General features: G+C 39.5%; 12 protein-coding genes and 1 CRISPR repeat array. Of the genes, 6 read left to right on the top strand and 6 right to left on the bottom strand.

What is annotated here, in order from left to right:
- Positions 1 to 27: 27 nt before the first annotated feature.
- A CRISPR array of direct repeats spans positions 28 to 723; the repeat unit is 36 nt; unit sequence GTTTTGGAACCATTCGAAACAACACAGCTCTAAAAC.
- Positions 724 to 813: 90 nt separating this feature from the next.
- From csn2 to ADH52_RS04885, 6 genes are all read right to left on the bottom strand, one after another.
- On the bottom strand, positions 814 to 1,476 hold the full coding sequence (gene csn2 / locus ADH52_RS04910) for a type II-A CRISPR-associated protein Csn2 (RefSeq protein ID WP_049486971.1): 663 nt from the start codon (positions 1,474 to 1,476) through the stop codon (positions 814 to 816).
- On the bottom strand, positions 1,466 to 1,810 hold the full coding sequence (gene cas2, locus ADH52_RS04905) for a CRISPR-associated endonuclease Cas2 (protein ID WP_049486969.1): 345 nt from the start codon (positions 1,808 to 1,810) through the stop codon (positions 1,466 to 1,468). Before cas2 ends, csn2 begins: the two co-directional genes overlap by 11 nt.
- On the bottom strand, positions 1,807 to 2,673 hold the full coding sequence (gene cas1, locus ADH52_RS04900) for a type II CRISPR-associated endonuclease Cas1 (protein ID WP_049486968.1): 867 nt from the start codon (positions 2,671 to 2,673) through the stop codon (positions 1,807 to 1,809). Before cas1 ends, cas2 begins: the two co-directional genes overlap by 4 nt.
- Entirely contained in the window at positions 2,673 to 6,806 is a 4,134-nt protein-coding gene (cas9, locus tag ADH52_RS04895) for a type II CRISPR RNA-guided endonuclease Cas9 (protein ID WP_049510439.1), read from the bottom strand. Before cas9 ends, cas1 begins: the two co-directional genes overlap by 1 nt.
- A gap of 503 nt (positions 6,807 to 7,309) precedes the next feature.
- A complete protein-coding gene (gene galU, locus ADH52_RS04890) occupies positions 7,310 to 8,209 on the bottom strand; it encodes a UTP--glucose-1-phosphate uridylyltransferase GalU (RefSeq protein ID WP_049486965.1) in 900 nt (299 codons plus the stop codon).
- A gap of 21 nt (positions 8,210 to 8,230) precedes the next feature.
- On the bottom strand, positions 8,231 to 9,247 hold the full coding sequence (locus ADH52_RS04885) for an NAD(P)H-dependent glycerol-3-phosphate dehydrogenase (protein ID WP_049510438.1): 1,017 nt from the start codon (positions 9,245 to 9,247) through the stop codon (positions 8,231 to 8,233).
- Positions 9,248 to 9,451: 204 nt separating this feature from the next.
- On the opposite strand from ADH52_RS04885, the gene patA reads away from it, so the two are divergent.
- The 6 genes from patA to ADH52_RS04850 all read left to right on the top strand — a co-directional run bounded on the left by patA (position 9,452) and on the right by ADH52_RS04850 (position 17,307).
- Entirely contained in the window at positions 9,452 to 11,158 is a 1,707-nt protein-coding gene (gene patA / locus ADH52_RS04880; RefSeq protein WP_049493511.1) for a multidrug efflux ABC transporter subunit PatA, read from the top strand.
- Between the two features lies 1 nt (position 11,159).
- Complete coding sequence (patB, locus tag ADH52_RS04875; protein ID WP_049493512.1) at positions 11,160 to 12,926, top strand: multidrug efflux ABC transporter subunit PatB; 1,767 nt, start codon at positions 11,160 to 11,162, stop codon at positions 12,924 to 12,926.
- A 138-nt stretch (positions 12,927 to 13,064) separates the two neighbouring features.
- Positions 13,065 to 13,754, top strand: coding sequence for a gamma-glutamyl-gamma-aminobutyrate hydrolase family protein (locus ADH52_RS04870; RefSeq protein ID WP_000124770.1), 690 nt, complete (start codon positions 13,065 to 13,067; stop codon positions 13,752 to 13,754).
- A gap of 170 nt (positions 13,755 to 13,924) precedes the next feature.
- Positions 13,925 to 15,274, top strand: coding sequence for a glucose-6-phosphate isomerase (locus ADH52_RS04860; protein ID WP_049510435.1), 1,350 nt, complete (start codon positions 13,925 to 13,927; stop codon positions 15,272 to 15,274).
- Between the two features lie 127 nt (positions 15,275 to 15,401).
- Positions 15,402 to 16,862 (top strand): glutamate--tRNA ligase, encoded by a 1,461-nt coding sequence (gene gltX, locus ADH52_RS04855; protein ID WP_049510433.1) that lies wholly within the window; start codon positions 15,402 to 15,404, stop codon positions 16,860 to 16,862.
- Positions 16,863 to 16,875: 13 nt separating this feature from the next.
- Positions 16,876 to 17,307, top strand: coding sequence for a cytidine deaminase family protein (locus tag ADH52_RS04850; RefSeq protein ID WP_049510431.1), 432 nt, complete (start codon positions 16,876 to 16,878; stop codon positions 17,305 to 17,307).
- Positions 17,308 to 17,507 lie beyond the last annotated feature (200 nt).

Raw genomic sequence — 17,507 nt, 5'->3', positions numbered from 1 at the left:
CTTGATTTTAGAAAAGTCGCAATAGTTGTTTTGGAACCATTCGAAACAACACAGCTCTAAAACTATCTGGATTTTAGAAAAGTCGCAATAGTTGTTTTGGAACCATTCGAAACAACACAGCTCTAAAACAGGGATATTCGACCGTTCGTTGTATGACTTGTTTTGGAACCATTCGAAACAACACAGCTCTAAAACTCTCTTTGTGAGTATGTTCGCTCTTGATGTGTTTTGGAACCATTCGAAACAACACAGCTCTAAAACATAGTCATTGTGGGACGTCCTGGACAAGGTGTTTTGGAACCATTCGAAACAACACAGCTCTAAAACCTAAGTCTATCATTAACAAAGATAAACTGGGTTTTGGAACCATTCGAAACAACACAGCTCTAAAACAATACTTGGATATAATCAGATAATTGCTTAGTTTTGGAACCATTCGAAACAACACAGCTCTAAAACGTGATTATGTCACTACTAACCTATACTATTGTTTTGGAACCATTCGAAACAACACAGCTCTAAAACAGGCGGTAGCGAATGGAATAGAAGCCACATGTTTTGGAACCATTCGAAACAACACAGCTCTAAAACATTCTTCACGTATTCTTTCCATTTCTTCATGTTTTGGAACCATTCGAAACAACACAGCTCTAAAACGGCTTGAACAGCCGTCCAGACATCTACCCCGTTTTGGAACCATTCGAAACAACACAGCTCTAAAACCTCGTAGAAAAATTTTTCTCACGAAATTTCGTAATCGCGCCATTCGTCTCAGCCAGACTTCAGCTCGTCAGGCTCCAATTGTTACCCTTATTATACCATATTTTCAGGGTTCAAGAAATAGTCTTGATCCAGCACATATTGAGGAAAATCATAGACTTTTCGAGGTTCGACAAATAAGACCCTTAGTTGATTGAGTTGGATATACTCTATCAGATTTACTAACTCATCCTTTGATAGATAGGCGGACGCATTGATGAAGACAAGGAGTTTCTTTTTGGAAAGATATTTAAAAACCTGGACAATTTCTAGCATCTTTTCGAAAGGTGTATCACTCAGAGTTTCAACTTTGACCCCTAGAGCATCGATCAACTCTAGAATGGTGATTTCATCGTACTCTAGGTCTAGTTCATTTTCTAAGCACTCAAATGCTAACAATTCTGTAATCGTAGCTACCAGTTTTTCAATCATGGATTTGACTTCTGGCTTGTCATTAAGCTGATTTTCAAGATCTGCATGTATCAGCTTGAGCATAGAAGAGGAGTTGAGATTGTATCCTAAGACATCCGTTATTACCAGTAACTCAGACTCTTTCAGAGATTTTAGATTTCTATCAAATAATTTCAAGTCCCCATCATCAGTGTACTGGTAGAACTGCTTGACGATAGTCGAAAAGGTAAACTGGTCTTCCAACACTAAAAAGGTTGCATTTTCAATAGCCAATGGTTCATCTAATAATGGGAAATTAATCTTCATCTCTAGGCTCCTCTCCTAGAAAGACTAAACGTGCATCGGAGTTTGCTACACTGGTATTTCGCTCGCCATTTAAGTAGATCATGCGAGAAAATTGCTTTTCTGTAACGGTTAAGAGAGTAATGTTTCCTTTTTTAGGGTTGTGAGTTTTGAGTCGCTCAATCATGGCGTTATTAGCAGAGTTGTTGAGCAAAAGTTTGCTATAGATGGAGAATTGGTGCATGATAAATCCCTCATCTATGAGGAACTTCCGAAATTTCCGATAGGCCTTGCGTTCCTCTGCGGTATCAAAGGGCATATCAAACATTAAAATCATACGCATATATCGATAACTCATATCCTAAACTCAGGAACTCCTTTCTCGGGTTGATTGAGAGCTTGGATGACTTTCTTAGTATAGTCACTGACGATATTGGACAGGTACATATCTTTGCCATTGTAGTGGAAGGTGTCTGAGAAAATGGTAAAAAGTTCTCGCTTGATTTTGACAAAAGAACTGCTTCGATTTTCATAGACGATTCTGTCAATAATCGGACGAAAAGGTTCCATAATATCGCTAGCTAGGTTGAATTGATTGAACTGGTTGGCATGTTTCAAGCCAAACTGAGTCATGCAGCCAGACAAGACAATCTCACGCGCAAACATACTCAAAATCAAGGTGTAACCATAGTCTAAGGCAGCATTGACATCATTATCTTGTTCACGGCTAAAATCATTTCCAAACAAGGTGTTAAAATAAATCCGAGCAGCATGACCCTCACGATTGCTAGGATCAAATAAATCCAACCCATGATAGAGATCGATGACTGACTGGCTCTTTTCCAGAAAACCACAACTCCCTAGATAAAAAGCCTGATTGAGAATTTTTTGTGCAATGATGGTTGTCCAGATTTCCGCCTTTACATCTTCATTCCAAGCAATTTGCCGAGAGAGTTGCAAACTGGAATCGTGCCGACCGTAGTAGGGCATTAAGTATGCCGTTGGCAAGCGTTTGTCATCACAAAAGATGACTAGAATATTTTCATCCACCAAACGTTTAATCAGCATAGTGGAGAGAACGATATCCGTCGTCTCTAAAAGTAGGATGTCCACCTCGGACAGGTGAATCAACTCTGTCCGAGAGGCATCTTTAAAAATCAAGTGATTGTTCTTGTAGGAGAGCTTAGAGTGCGTATTGACAACAACGGTTCTCCATCCCATTAGTCTTCTCCCAGTTTGCTTAAGTCAATCCGAGTCTCGTAAAGACCAGTGATGGATTGGTGGATGAGGGTGGATTCTATTATTTTTTTAACCATTTTATCGCTGTCAGCGAATTGCCATCTTTTTATAGGTAATGATAACGTATCATCGAATATTATTTTTTTCTGTCCAGCATTAATATTAGTAAAAGATAAAGTGGTGATGACCCTATTCATAATATTTCTACATTCTTCAATAGTTTGGTTATTGGTTAAAATAAGCTCATCATACTGTTTTTTATTAACCAAGTCTGTTGCTAACATAAATTCTAGAAATTGATTCCAAATTGATTGTATAAGTTGTTGATTGTTTTTTAACAAGCTATCGTGCTCATTTTTATCCAAAGTGGTATATTGAGAAATCAGTTTCATTTGTTTAGTAGTGACAAAAATCTGATTTGCACGTTTCAATTCTTGATTGCTAACTATAAATCTCCTATAGGTTCCGTATTTATGTTTAAATTCCAATACAGTATGCTTAACTAATTTTATTACATGTGAAACATTGTTGATTCCTAGATTTCTTAAATATAAATTAGGGTCTCTTTCAAATTCTAATTTAGTAAGCACTGGAATGCCGACCATTGTGTTTTTAATTTTATTATTTTGCTTGTATGTTACCAGAACTGAATAAGCGATTGTAGGTCTTGCATAGCCACCATATTTTTCAGGTGATAGACCAGATTTGATCGGGATTAGTTTACTTGCGTCAACTACTTTTTCCTTGGACACAATATTATTATCAAACAGACCGCCATTTTGTCCAACGGTTTGTTCTTCTGTTTTCTTCACAATATTCACCTGAGGAAAGGAAAGCACTTTTTTGATTGTTGCGAAATCTTTTTCCTTATTCCAAGCGATTTCTCCAGTGTCTTTAGAGTATTCGATATTTTCTCTTTTTACGATGGTTCCGTCTGCGTAATGCACCTCTTCTTTGAAGAAGTTCAACAAGTTTGAGTAGAAGAAATACTTTTCAGTTGCTTTTTCGACTTCTTTAGGATCTTTGGATTTTGAGATGTAGCGCTTAAGATCGTACTTTTGATAGTCGCCATAAACGAATTCAGGCTCTAGTTTAGGATATTTCTTAAGGATGGCCTTAGCAACCACTGCATTTAAATAGGCATCATGCGCGTGGTGGTAGTCATTGATTTCCCGTACCTTGTATAACCCAAATTCTTTACGGAAGTTGGAAACCATGTTGGATTTCAAAGTGATAATTTTGACATTACGGTTCTTCTTATTCTTCTCAGTCACTTCTTTATTGAACCGAGCATCCAAGATCTGAGCAACATGTTTTGTGATTTGGCGTGTTTCAACTAGTTGGCGTTTGATAAAGCCAACTTTATCAAGCTCATTTAGCCCGCCTCGCTCTCGCTCTGCTTTGGTTAGATTATTATATTTACGTTCTGAAATCAATTTAGAATCCAATAATTGTTGCCAAAAAGCTTTCATCTTTTCAACTACTTCAAGACTAGGAACATTATCGGATTTCCCACGATTATCCTTTGAACTCGTCAAGACACGGTTATCAAGAGAATCATCCTTGATAAAGGCCTGTGGGATGATGTGGTCAATGTCATAGCTGCTCAGTTGGTTGATATTAAGAGCTTCTCCAGTATACATATCCTTCCCATTTTGGAGATAGTAAAGGAAGAGACGGTCATTTTGAAGTTGAACATTATCTGTTGGATTTTCTTTTAGTATGTTTGAATCAAGTCCAGAAGCTAAATTTTTTAATGAATCTTCAATGCGCTTATATCTCTGTTGGGAATTCTTTTTCCCTCTGGCAGTAGTCTGATTTTCTCGTGCCATTTCAATCACAATAGACTCGGGAGCATGGCCCATAACCTTGACAAGTTCATCAACAATCTTAATACTTTGTAAAATTCCCTTTTTGATGGCAGGACTTCCAGGAAGATTTTGAACAACTTGTCGTAAATTATCTGTGTCACCCACAACTTGTGCTTTTTGGATAATTTCAGTGAAAGAAAGTTCATCATCTTTTATTAACTGCATAAAGTTACGATTGCTCTTGCCATCATCCATCAAGTAGTCAAGAATAGTTTTCCCCGTTTGTTTATCCCTGATACCGTTAATCAATTTGGCAGAGAGTTTACCCCAACCAGTGTAATGTTTACGAGACAGTGCCTTAATCACTTTCTCATCAAATATAGAATTATATTGAGCAAGTCGTTGCTTAATCATTTCTCGATCTTCAAAAATTGTGAGAGTATGGATAACATTTTCAAGAATATCTCCATTTTTAGGATCATCCATAAATTCTTTATCTCTGATAATTTTTAGTATGTCATGATAAGTGGATAGACTAGCGTTAAATTGTTTTTCAATTCCTTTTAGTTCGATTCCATCGTAGTTATCAATCTTTTGTAAACAATCGATGATATTATCTTCAGTTACTTTTCTTTTCTTTTTGAATAATTGATTGATAATTTTCTTTTTCTGTCCACTGTCAAGGAATTGATAGTCTCTCATTCCTTCTGCAATAAACTTTACTTTTGTTAATTCATTATAGACAGCAAATGTTTCATACAAGAGACTGTGTTTAGGCAAAACTTTTTCTTCTGGCAGATACAAGTCATAGTTAGTCATCTTATTGATGAAGTCTTCCGCAGAGCTTGCTTTATCAACAATTTCTTCAAAATTCCAAGGTCTTATTGCTTGGTCGGAATTTCGAGTAAGCCAAGCAAAATCACGATTGCCACGAGCCAATGGACCAACGTAGTAAGGAATACGGAAAGTCAAGATTTTTTCTATCTTTTCTTTATTTTCCTTCAGGAATGGATAATGTTCTCCTTGTCGACGGAGAATGGTATTCATTTCTTGAAGATGAATTTGATGAGGAATAGAACCATTATCAAAGGTGCGTTGTTTTCTCAAGAAAACTTCACGTTCGATTTTATCAAGGAAATAATCTGCTCCGTCGAATTTAGAGAGAAGATTTTTGATATATTTGTAAAATGCTTCTTGTGTGGTCTTACCATCGATATATCCAGCATACCCATCTTTTGATTGGTCAGAAAAAACTTCAACATATTTTTCTGGAAGATTGGTTTTGATGAATTGTTTTAAAACTGCCAAGTCTTTTTGGTGATTTTCATAGCGCTCAATCATAGATGCTGACAGTGGAGCCTTGGTTGAAGGATCTGTGACAGTCAAAATGCCTGACAGAAGAATCGCATCATAGAGTTTTTTAGCGGCCACGAAAAGGTCTGCAAAGTCATCTCCAATTTGTCCGAGCAAGTTTTCCAAATCCTCATCATAGGTATCTTTAGAGAATTGTAGTGGAGCTTTTTCTTCTAAGTCAAAATGTTTTTTGAAATCAGCTTGATTTCCTACAATCAACTTGAGAAATTCCGAAAACAAACCAGTGGACTTTTCATCAGGAAAGAGTTTTAGAACGCGTTCTCTCTTTGCAGATTTACTAATTTTATCGGTAAAAATTGCTTCTACTTGTGCGTTTTGCCCACTAAGTGAACTTCCTTCAAAGGTGTTGTCGTAAATGCTTATAAACTCGTTAAAGATTTTTTGGATATCATTGTTTTTAATATCGAAAGATTCTTCATATAAAAAATGTCCGCGGTATTTAATCATATGAGCTAATGCTAGATAGATTAAGCGCAAGTCAGCTTTTTCTTTTGAGTTCGCCAGCTGTTTCCTCAAATGATAGATAGTTGGGAAATTCTTATGATATTCTTTTTCTTCTGCTAAGGTAGCAAAAATAGGATATTTACTTCCTCTTTTATCCTCAGGAACTAAAAAGGAGTCATCTAATCGATGAAAGAAACTACTATCCACCTTGCTTATTTCCGGAGAAAAGATTTCTTGAAGATAGCGAAGACGATTTTTTCGACGTGTATAGCGACGGCGCGCGGTTCGTTTTAGACGTCTATCTTCAGCAGTAGTTCCTTCATCAAATAATAAAGCTCCAATTAGATTTTTCTTGATAAAGTGTTTATCAGTATTGCCTAGAACTTTCATCTTTTTTGATGGCACCTTATAGTCATCCGTAATGACGGCCCATCCGACGCTGTTTGTTCCGATATCAAGTCCGATAGAGTAAGGTTTGTTGCTCATTTAGGTTTCTCCTTTGGGTTATACTCTTTAAGTTCTTATTAGTAAACGCTAATATATTAACTTTAGCTAAATTATATATCTTTTGACTATTAAAATCAAGAAATTGTAAAACGTTTTCAATGTGTAAGTTTTTAATCTTATAAAATGAAGTGTTATTCTATTTTATAACAATTTATTCTTGCAATTTTTAATAGAAAAGTATACAATGAAAGTGTTGGAACTATTCGAAACAACACAGCAAGTTAAAATAAGGCTTTGTCCGTACACAACTTGAAAAAGTGCGCACCGATTCGGTGCTTTTTATTTTATTATACAAACTTATTGTGGCCGCATTTTTGTTAAAAAACAAATAATATCGTTGTACTTTCATAAAATATAAGTAGAGTAAGTAAGAAATACAGATTTCTTTTTAGATTATGGATGTTCTAAAGAATAGCAATATAAAATAAAAAGAACTGGGATAATTAACTATCCTAGTTCTTATTTTTACATGGAATATTCTTCTATTCCCCCTCAGCTAATTCTTTTCCCAATTGGATGAGGTAATCTTTCAAGTCATCTTTGACTTGTGGGTGTTTGAGGGCATAGTCAATAGATGTTTTCATAAAGCCAAACTTATCCCCAACGTCGTAACGAGCTCCTGTAAATTCACGGGCGAAAACACGTTGTGTTTTATTAAGCGTATCAATAGCGTCGGTAAGCTGGATTTCATTTCCAGCGCCAGGAGCTTGATTTTCGAGGATCTCAAAAATTTCTGGTGTGAGCAGATAGCGCCCGATAATTGCTAAATCACTTGGAGCATCTTCTGGAGCTGGTTTTTCAACGAAAGTTTCGACACTGTAGAGACCATTAATCCCTTCACCCTGAGGAGCGATAACTCCATATGCTGAAACTTCTTCATGAGGGACAGGCATAACAGCAATTGTTGATGCGTGAGTCGACTCGTAATCATTCATCAATTGTTTTGTCAAAGGGACAGCGTTGTCATCTGTGATATCCATTAGGTCGTCACCAAGCATGACAACGAAGGGTTCATTCGCCACAAAAGCTTTTGCTTGTAAGACAGCATCGCCAAGACCACGAGGATGGCTTTGACGGATAAAGTGAAGGCGAATGCCAGTTGTTTCGTCTACCAATTTTAGCAAGTCATGTTTGCCTTTTTCTTTGAGGTTGTACTCAAGCTCAAAGTTTGAGTCAAAGTGGTCTTCAATAGAACGTTTTGATTTACCAGTGACAACCAGAATATCTTCAATACCTGATTTAAGAGCTTCTTCTACGATGAATTGGATAGTTGGTTTGTCCACAATTGGCAACATTTCTTTAGCAAGTGCTTTGGTTGCTGGTAAAAATCGAGTCCCGAGTCCAGCGGCAGGGATGACTGCCTTTCTAACTTTTGATGTCATAAGAATCCTTTCTCTAGAGGGTTAAGACCACTCATTTTCTGCTTTAAATTCATTGTTCATGATGTCATAAATGGCATCTTTAATATTGGTTCCGTGGTAAATAACTTGGTAAATGGCCTGTGTAATTGGCATATAGACTCCAAGTTCTTGCGCTAGTTCATAAGCTACTCGAGTCGTTGAAATTCCTTCAATCACCATGCCCATATTGGCTTCGATATCAGCTAGAGATTCTCCACGACCAAGAGCATCTCCGGCTCGCCAGTTCCGAGAGTGAATGGATGTTCCAGTTACAATCAAATCTCCAACCCCTGATAAACCACTGTATGTTAATGGACTAGCGCCGAGTGCTACTCCTAGGCGGGTAATTTCTGCCAATCCTCGAGCGATGATGGCTGCCTTGGCATTGTCACCAAATCCCAAACCATGTAAGGCTCCAGCACCGACAGCGATAATGTTTTTAAGAGCACCAGCGGTTTCGACCCCGATAACATCCGTATTGGTATAAAGTCGGAAGTAGTGATTGCTAAAGAGTTCTTGAACGTATTGAGCTGTTTGTAAATCTTTAGAAGCAGCAGTGATTAAAGTTAGGTCACGCACAATGGTTTCTTCTGCATGACTAGGGCCTGAAACAACGACAATATCACTGCGGAGATGTTCAGGAATTTCTTCTTCAAGAATAGTTGATAATCGTTTATGGCTATCAGGTTCTAATCCCTTTGATGCGTGCATGATGATAGCCTTATGGTTCAAGGCTTTTGCAACTTGTTGGGCAACAAGTCGTGTCACTTTTGTTGGGACAACAAACAAAAGCGCATCTACATCTTTCAGTGCCTCTGATAAGTCGGTGTAGGCAATGATATTTTCATCTAGAACGACATCTTTAAAGTAGTGTTTGTTAGTATGATTGGTATTAATTTCATTGATTTGTTCGGGAAGATTTCCCCAAATACGTACCTCGTGTCCATTGTCATTTAAGACTTGTGAAAGGGCAGTTCCCCAAGAACCAGGCCCCAAGACGGCGATGGTTTGTTTTTCCATATTCCCCTCCTTTATAACCTTCTTTTTACTATTTTACCATAAAAACCTTTATCATGCATTACTGTAGATGAAAGCGCACTAATTTGTATCAAGGAGACTTCTTTGACAAGTTCTCACTTTTTTGCTAGAATAACATCACACAAACAGAATGAGAAGGAGCTGACGGACTGTCGCTCCCCTTTGTCTATCTTTCAAGGAGAAAGTATGCTGATTCAGAAAATAAAAACCTACAAGTGGCAGGCCTTGGCTTCGCTCCTGATGACAGGCTTGATGGTTGCCAGTTCACTTCTGCAACCGCGTTATCTGCAGGAAGTGTTAGACGCCCTACTTGCTGGGAAATATGAAGCTATTTATAGTATCGGGATTTGGTTGATTGGTGTGGCCTTGGTCGGTCTAGTTGCTGGTGGGCTCAATGTTGTCCTCGCAGCCTATATTGCCCAAGGAGTTTCATCTGACCTTCGGGAGGACGCCTTCCGTAAAATACAAACCTTTTCTTATGCCAATATTGAACAGTTTAATGCGGGAAATCTAGTCGTTCGTATGACAAACGACATCAACCAGATTCAGAACGTCGTCATGATGACATTCCAAATTCTTTTCAGACTTCCCCTCTTGTTCATCGGTTCGTTTATCTTGGCGGTTCAAACCTTACCTTCTCTGTGGTGGGTGATTGTTCTCATGGTAGTCTTGATTTTTGGTTTGACTGCTGTCATGATGGGTATGATGGGGCCTCGTTTTGCCAAGTTTCAAACCCTTCTTGAGCGCATCAATGCCATTGCCAAGGAAAATCTGCGCGGTGTTCGTGTGGTCAAGTCCTTTGTCCAAGAAAAAGAACAGTTTGCTAAGTTTACGGAGGTTTCAGACGAGCTTCTCGGTCAAAATCTTTACATCGGTTATGCCTTTTCAATAGTGGAACCCTTTATGATGTTAGTCGGCTACGGGGCGGTTTTCCTCTCTATTTGGCTAGTTGCTGGGATGGTTCAGTCGGATCCGTCAGTTGTTGGCTCCATTGCTTCTTTTGTCAATTACCTAAGCCAGATTATCTTTACCATTGTTATGGTTGGATTTTTAGGGAATTCTGTCAGTCGTGCCATGATTTCCATGCGTCGTATTCGAGAAATTCTTGACGCAGAGCCAGCCATGACCTTCAAGGATGTCCCAGATGAAGAGTTGATTGGAAGTCTTAGCTTTGAAAATGTAACCTTTACCTATCCAATGGACAAGGAACCGATGCTGAAAGATGTGAGCTTTACTATCGAGCCTGGTCAAATGGTTGGTGTAGTTGGAGCGACTGGTGCAGGAAAATCAACTTTGGCTCAATTGATTCCACGTCTCTTTGACCCACAGGAAGGGGCTATCAAAATCGGAGGAAAGGATATTCGAGAAGTGAGTGAAGGAACCCTGCGTAAAGCTGTCTCTATCGTTCTCCAACGTGCCATTCTCTTTAGTGGAACGATTGCAGACAACTTGAGACAGGGTAAGGGAGATGCTACTCTATTTGAAATGGAACGCGCAGCCAATATTGCCCAGGCTAGTGAATTCATTCATCGTATGGAGAAAACCTTTGAAAGTCCAGTTGAGGAACGGGGAACCAATTTCTCTGGTGGGCAAAAACAAAGGATGTCGATTGCGCGTGGGATTGTCAGCAATCCACGTATTCTGATTTTTGATGATTCGACCTCAGCTTTGGATGCCAAGTCAGAGCGCCTGGTGCAAGAAGCCTTGAATAAGGAATTAAAGGGAACAACAACCATTATCATCGCGCAAAAGATTAGCTCGGTTGTTCATGCAGATAAAATCTTGGTTCTAGATCAAGGACGATTGATTGGTCAAGGCACGCATGCAGACTTAGTTGCCAACAATGCCGTTTACCGTGAAATCTACGAAACACAGAAAGGAAAGGAGGAGTAAAATGAAGACAGTTCAATTTTTTTGGAATTATTTTAAAGTCTATAAGCTATCATTTGTAGTTGTTATCCTGATGATTGTTTTAGCGACTCTTGCCCAAGCCCTCTTTCCAGTCTTTTCTGGACAAGCGGTAACAGAGCTAGCCAATTTAGTTCAAGCTTATCAAAATGGCAATCCAGAACATGTTTGGCAAAGCCTATCAGGAATCATGGTCAATCTTGGTCTGCTGGTTTTAGTTCTGTTTATCTCTAGTGTGATATACATGTGCCTCATGACGCGCGTGATTGCAGAGTCGACCAACGAGATGCGCAAAGGCCTCTTTGGGAAGCTTGCTCGCTTGACGGTTTCTTTCTTTGACCGCCGACAAGATGGCGATATCTTGTCTCGTTTTACCAGTGATTTGGATAATATCCTCCAAGCCTTTAACGAAAGCTTGATTCAGGTCATGAGCAACATCGTTCTATACATTGGTCTGATTCTTGTCATGTTTTCGAGAAATGTGACGCTGGCCCTCATCACTATCGCCAGCACACCAGTTGCCTTCCTCATGCTGATTTTTATCGTAAAAATGGCACGCAAATACACCAACCTCCAGCAGAAAGAGGTAGGGAAGCTCAACGCCTATATGGATGAGAGTATCTCAGGCCAAAAAGCTGTTATTGTGCAAGGAATTCAAGAGGATATGATGGCAGGATTTCTTGAACAAAATGGGCGCGTGCGCAAGGCAACCTTTAAAGGAAGAATGTTCTCAGGAATTCTTTTCCCTGTCATGAATGGTATGAGTTTGGTTAACACAGCCGTCGTCATCTTTGCTGGTTCAGCTGTACTTTTGAATGATAAGTCTATTGAAACAAGTACCGCCCTAGGTTTGATTGTTATGTTTGCCCAATTTTCACAGCAGTACTACCAGCCGATTATCCAAGTTGCAGCTAGTTGGGGAAGTCTTCAGTTGGCCTTTACAGGTGCTGAACGGATTCAGGAAATGTTTGACTCAGAGGAAGAAATTCGACCTGAGAAGGCGCCGATCTTTACTAAGTTGCAAGAAGGTGTTGAAATTAGTCATATTGATTTTTCATACCTACCTGATAAACCTATTTTGAAAGATGTCAGCATTTCTGCCCCTAAAGGCCAGATGACAGCAGTTGTTGGTCCGACAGGGTCAGGGAAAACGACTATTATGAACCTCATCAATCGCTTTTATGATGTTGATGCTGGTGGTATTTATTTTGACGGAAAAGACATTCGTGACTATGACTTGGATAGTCTCAGAAGTAAGGTGGGAATTGTCTTGCAAGATTCGGTCTTGTTTAGCGGAACGATTCGAGACAATATCCGTTTTGGTGTGCCCGATGCTAGTCAAGAAATGGTTGAGGTAGCAGCCAAGGCAACCCACATTCACGACTATATCGAAAGTTTGCCTGATAAATACGATACTCTTATAGATGATGACCAGAGCATCTTCTCAACTGGGCAAAAGCAATTGATTTCTATCGCTCGAACCCTGATGACAGATCCAGAAGTTCTCATTCTAGATGAAGCAACTTCAAACGTAGATACGGTGACAGAAAGTAAGATTCAGCATGCCATGGAGGCGGTTGTAGCAGGCAGAACCAGTTTTGTCATTGCCCATCGTTTGAAGACCATCCTCAATGCAGACCAGATTATTGTCCTTAAAGATGGAGAAGTCATTGAACGTGGTAACCACCATGAACTCTTGAAGCTAGGTGGCTTCTATTCAGAACTCTATCACAATCAATTTGTTTTCGAATAAGAAAGAAGTTGTCCTATGTGGACAGCTTTTTCTTGTCCATAAAAAATATTTATCACGGACTTTAAAAAAACATATTAGACGAAAGGCGTTTTGAGTGATATGATAGAACTATCGTTAACATTCGAAAGGAGAGGCATCATGGCTAGAACGGTTGTAGGAGTTGCTGCAAATCTATGTCCCGTAGACGCGGAAGGAAAAAACATTCATTCATCTGTATCTTGTAGATTCGCAGAGAGCATTCGTCAAGTCGGTGGTCTCCCTTTAGTCATTCCTGTTGGTGATGAGTCAGTTGTACGCGATTATGTGGAAATGATTGACAAACTCATCTTGACAGGAGGCCAAAATGTTCATCCTCAGTTTTATGGAGAGAAAAAGACCATCGAGAGTGATGATTACAATCTAGTACGTGATGAGTTTGAACTAGCACTCTTGAAAGAAGCGCTTCGTCAGAATAAACCAATTATGGCAATCTGTCGTGGTGTTCAACTTGTCAATGTTGCCTTTGGTGGGACCCTCAATCAAGAAATCGAAGGTCACTGGCAAGGTCTGCCTTTCGGAACATCTCATTCTATTGAGACAGTAGAAGGAAGCGTGGTGGCTAAGCTATTTGGAAAAGAAAGTCAAGTCAACTCCGTCCATCGTCAAAGCATTAAAGATTTGGCACCTAATTTCCGTGTAACTGCTATTGATCCAAGAGACCAGACCATCGAAGCGATTGAGTCTATCGATGAGCACCGCATTATCGGTTTGCAGTGGCATCCAGAGTTTCTGGTTAATGAAGAAGATGGCAATTTAGAACTATTTGAGTATTTATTGAATGAACTGTGACGACTGGGACATCTGGTCGTTCTTTCTTTTATTTTTTCAAAATTTTTGGAATGTGGCATTTTTACGCAAACGTTTGAATTCTGATAAAAATTGGAGAAATTCGACAAAAAAACTTGAAAAAAACGAAGGTAAGCGTTATGATAGAAAAGAAGAAATATTGGAGGAATAACATGTCACATATTAAATTTGATTATTCAAAAGTTTTAGACAAATTTGTTGCACCACATGAAGTGGAATACATGCAAGCACAAGTAACAGCAGCAGATGAATTGATCCGTAAAGGAACTGGTGCTGGTAGCGACTTCTTGGGATGGTTGGACCTTCCTGAAAACTACGACCGCGAAGAATTTGACCGCATCTTGAAAGCTGCTGAGCAAATCAAGTCAGACAGCGATGTTTTGGTTGTAATCGGTATCGGTGGATCTTACCTTGGTGCCAAAGCAGCAATCGATTTCTTGAATCACCACTTTGCAAACTTGCAAACAAAAGAAGAACGTAAAGCTCCACAGATCCTTTACGCAGGAAACTCAATCTCATCTACTTACCTTGCTGACTTGGTAGAGTACGTAGCTGACAAAGACTTCTCAGTAAACGTGATTTCTAAATCAGGTACAACAACTGAACCAGCGATCGCTTTCCGTGTCTTCAAAGAACTCTTGGTTAAGAAATACGGTCAAGAAGAAGCTAACAAACGTATCTATGCAACAACTGACCGCCAAAAAGGTGCTGTTAAGGTTGAAGCAGACGCTAACGGTTGGGAAACATTTGTTGTTCCAGATGATATCGGTGGACGCTTCTCAGTATTGACAGCCGTTGGTTTGCTTCCAATCGCAGCATCAGGAGCTGACATCAAAGCCCTTATGGAAGGTGCGAATGCAGCTCGCAAAGACTACACTTCAGACAAAATCTCTGAAAACGAAGCTTACCAATACGCAGCAGTTCGTAACATCCTTTACCGTAAAGGCTATGCAACTGAGATCTTGGTAAACTACGAGCCATCACTTCAATACTTCTCAGAATGGTGGAAACAATTGGCTGGTGAATCAGAAGGAAAAGACCAAAAAGGTATCTACCCAACTTCAGCCAACTTCTCAACTGACTTGCACTCACTTGGTCAATTTATCCAAGAAGGAACTCGTATCATGTTTGAAACAGTTGTCCGTGTTGACAAACCTCGTAAAAACGTGGTTATCCCTAGCTTGGAAGAAGACCTTGACGGCCTTGGTTACCTTCAAGGAAAAGACGTTGACTTTGTAAACAAAAAAGCGACTGACGGTGTTCTTCTTGCCCACACAGATGGTGATGTACCAAACATGTACGTGACTCTTCCAGAGCAAGACGCTTTCACTCTTGGTTACACAATCTACTTCTTCGAATTGGCTATCGCTCTTTCAGGTTACTTGAATGCTATCAACCCATTTGACCAACCAGGTGTTGAAGCTTACAAACGTAACATGTTTGCCCTTCTTGGAAAACCAGGATTTGAAGAATTGAGCAAAGAACTTAACGCACGTCTATAATAGAAGAAAAGAGTGGTTTGCCCACTCTTTTTACTCTCTTTATTCATAGAAATTGGACTCAGCCAAGACTTGTGATATAATATAGAGAGCAAAAAGGCAGACGCCTAGAGACTTTATAGGAGAAACTATGTCAAAAGATATCCGCGTACGTTACGCACCAAGTCCAACAGGACTACTACACATCGGGAATGCCCGTACAGCATTGTTTAACTACTTGTATGCACGCCATTATGGTGGAACATTTATCATTCGTATCGAAGATACTGACCGTAAACGTCATGTCGAGGATGGAGAACGTTCACAGCTTGAAAATCTTCGCTGGTTAGGCATGGATTGGGATGAAAGTCCAGAAACACATGAAAACTATCGCCAGTCTGAGCGTTTGGACTTGTATCAAAAATACATTGACAAACTGTTAGCTGAAGGAAAAGCCTACAAATCTTACGTTACAGAAGAAGAGTTGGCAGCTGAACGCGAACGCCAAGAAGCAGCTGGCGAAACACCACGCTACATCAACGAATACCTTGGTATGAGTGAAGAGGAAAAAGCAGCTTATATCGCAGAACGTGAAGCAGCAGGGGTCATCCCAACTGTTCGCTTGGCGGTCAATGAGTCAGGTATCTACAAGTGGCATGATATGGTCAAAGGTGATATCGAATTTGAAGGTGGCAATATCGGTGGTGATTGGGTTATCCAAAAGAAAGATGGTTACCCAACTTACAACTTTGCCGTTGTCATCGATGACCATGATATGCAAATTTCTCACGTAATTCGTGGAGACGACCACATTGCTAATACACCAAAACAGCTCATGGTTTATGAAGCACTTGGTTGGGAAGCTCCAGAGTTTGGTCACATGACCTTGATTATCAACTCTGAGACTGGTAAGAAACTGTCAAAGCGTGACACTAACACCCTCCAGTTTATTGAAGACTACCGTAAAAAAGGTTATTTACCAGAAGCAGTCTTTAACTTTATTGCTCTTCTTGGTTGGAACCCAGGTGGAGAAGATGAGATTTTCTCTCGTGAAGAATTGATTAAACTTTTCGATGAAAACCGCCTCAGCAAGTCTCCAGCAGCCTTTGACCAGAAAAAACTAGACTGGATGAGCAATGATTATATCAAGAATGCAGACCTAGAAACTATCTTTGAAATGGCAAAACCATTCCTAGAAGAAGCAGGTCGATTGACTGACAAGGCTGAAAAATTAGTTGAGCTCTATAAACCACAAATGAAATCAGTTGATGAAATTATTCCATTGACAGATCTCTTCTTCTCAGATTTCCCAGAATTGACCGAAGCAGAGTGCGAAGTCATGGCGGGGGAAACAGTCCCAACAGTTCTTGAAGCCTTCAAAGCAAAACTTGAAGCGATGACAGACGATGAATTTGTGACAGAAAATATCTTCCCACAAATTAAAGCAGTCCAAAAAGAAACAGGTATTAAAGGGAAAAATCTTTTCATGCCTATTCGTATCGCAGTTTCAGGTGAAATGCATGGACCAGAATTACCAGATACAATTTTCTTGCTTGGACGTGAAAAATCAATCCAGCATATCGAAAACATGCTAAAAGAAATCTCTAAATAAGAAGGATGAAACAATGGACATCTGGGAAAAGATGTACGAAGAAGCACTGAAACTATACAATCCACATGAAGTATCTGATTTTGTTTATGCTAACCATGTCGTTGCCGCAGTAGAAGCAGAAGATGGACAAATATTTACAGGTTTCTGCATGGAGGGAACCTGTGGTGTTTTCCATCTCTGCGCAGAGCGGGCGGCTCTCTTCAATATGTACCAATTTTCAGGACAAACTAAGGTTAAGAAAGTATTAGCCTTTCGAGACAAAGCACCTTATGGTGGAAGTTCAGGAATGCCCTGTGGAGCTTGTAGAGAATTCCTCTTAGAGATGAACGCTGAAAATAAAGATGCAGAAGTCATGATGGACTATGATACAAGAAAGACAGTTAAAGTCGCAGAACTAATGCCCTATTGGTGGGGAGAAGAACGTGCTTCTAAGTTTGATAAATAATAAAAGAGTCAGTTCAATTCTGGCTCTTTTATTATAAGTTGAAAAAGTCGATTTGAAAAAAATGAAAAAAATTAGAAAAAGTAGTTGACAAAAAATAAAAAGTCGGTATAATAGTAAGAGTTGAAAATAACAACTCTGGTCCGTTGGTCAAGGGGTTAAGACACCGCCTTTTCACGGCGGTAACACGGGTTCGAATCCCG

It is taken from the genome of Streptococcus pseudopneumoniae (assembly GCF_001072665.1).
Lineage (GTDB): Bacteria > Bacillota > Bacilli > Lactobacillales > Streptococcaceae > Streptococcus > Streptococcus pseudopneumoniae_S.
The sequence above is the reverse complement of the archived record's forward strand: the minus strand, read 5'-3'. Positions and strand labels throughout refer to the sequence as shown.

What these genes read in the sequence shown, in the direction of transcription:
- ADH52_RS04885 (WP_049510438.1), bottom strand. Translation starts at nt 9,247, where the DNA reads ATGGAAAAACAAACCATCGCCGTCTTGGGGCCTGGTTCTTGGGGAACT.
- csn2 (WP_049486971.1), bottom strand. Translation starts at nt 1,476, where the DNA reads ATGAAGATTAATTTCCCATTATTAGATGAACCATTGGCTATTGAAAAT.
- ADH52_RS04850 (WP_049510431.1), top strand. Translation starts at nt 16,876, where the DNA reads ATGGACATCTGGGAAAAGATGTACGAAGAAGCACTGAAACTATACAAT.
- ADH52_RS04860 (WP_049510435.1), top strand. Translation starts at nt 13,925, where the DNA reads ATGTCACATATTAAATTTGATTATTCAAAAGTTTTAGACAAATTTGTT.
- cas9 (WP_049510439.1), bottom strand. Translation starts at nt 6,806, where the DNA reads ATGAGCAACAAACCTTACTCTATCGGACTTGATATCGGAACAAACAGC.
- gltX (WP_049510433.1), top strand. Translation starts at nt 15,402, where the DNA reads ATGTCAAAAGATATCCGCGTACGTTACGCACCAAGTCCAACAGGACTA.
- ADH52_RS04870 (WP_000124770.1), top strand. Translation starts at nt 13,065, where the DNA reads ATGGCTAGAACGGTTGTAGGAGTTGCTGCAAATCTATGTCCCGTAGAC.
- patA (WP_049493511.1), top strand. Translation starts at nt 9,452, where the DNA reads ATGCTGATTCAGAAAATAAAAACCTACAAGTGGCAGGCCTTGGCTTCG.
- cas2 (WP_049486969.1), bottom strand. Translation starts at nt 1,810, where the DNA reads ATGAGTTATCGATATATGCGTATGATTTTAATGTTTGATATGCCCTTT.
- cas1 (WP_049486968.1), bottom strand. Translation starts at nt 2,673, where the DNA reads ATGGGATGGAGAACCGTTGTTGTCAATACGCACTCTAAGCTCTCCTAC.
- patB (WP_049493512.1), top strand. Translation starts at nt 11,160, where the DNA reads ATGAAGACAGTTCAATTTTTTTGGAATTATTTTAAAGTCTATAAGCTA.
- galU (WP_049486965.1), bottom strand. Translation starts at nt 8,209, where the DNA reads ATGACATCAAAAGTTAGAAAGGCAGTCATCCCTGCCGCTGGACTCGGG.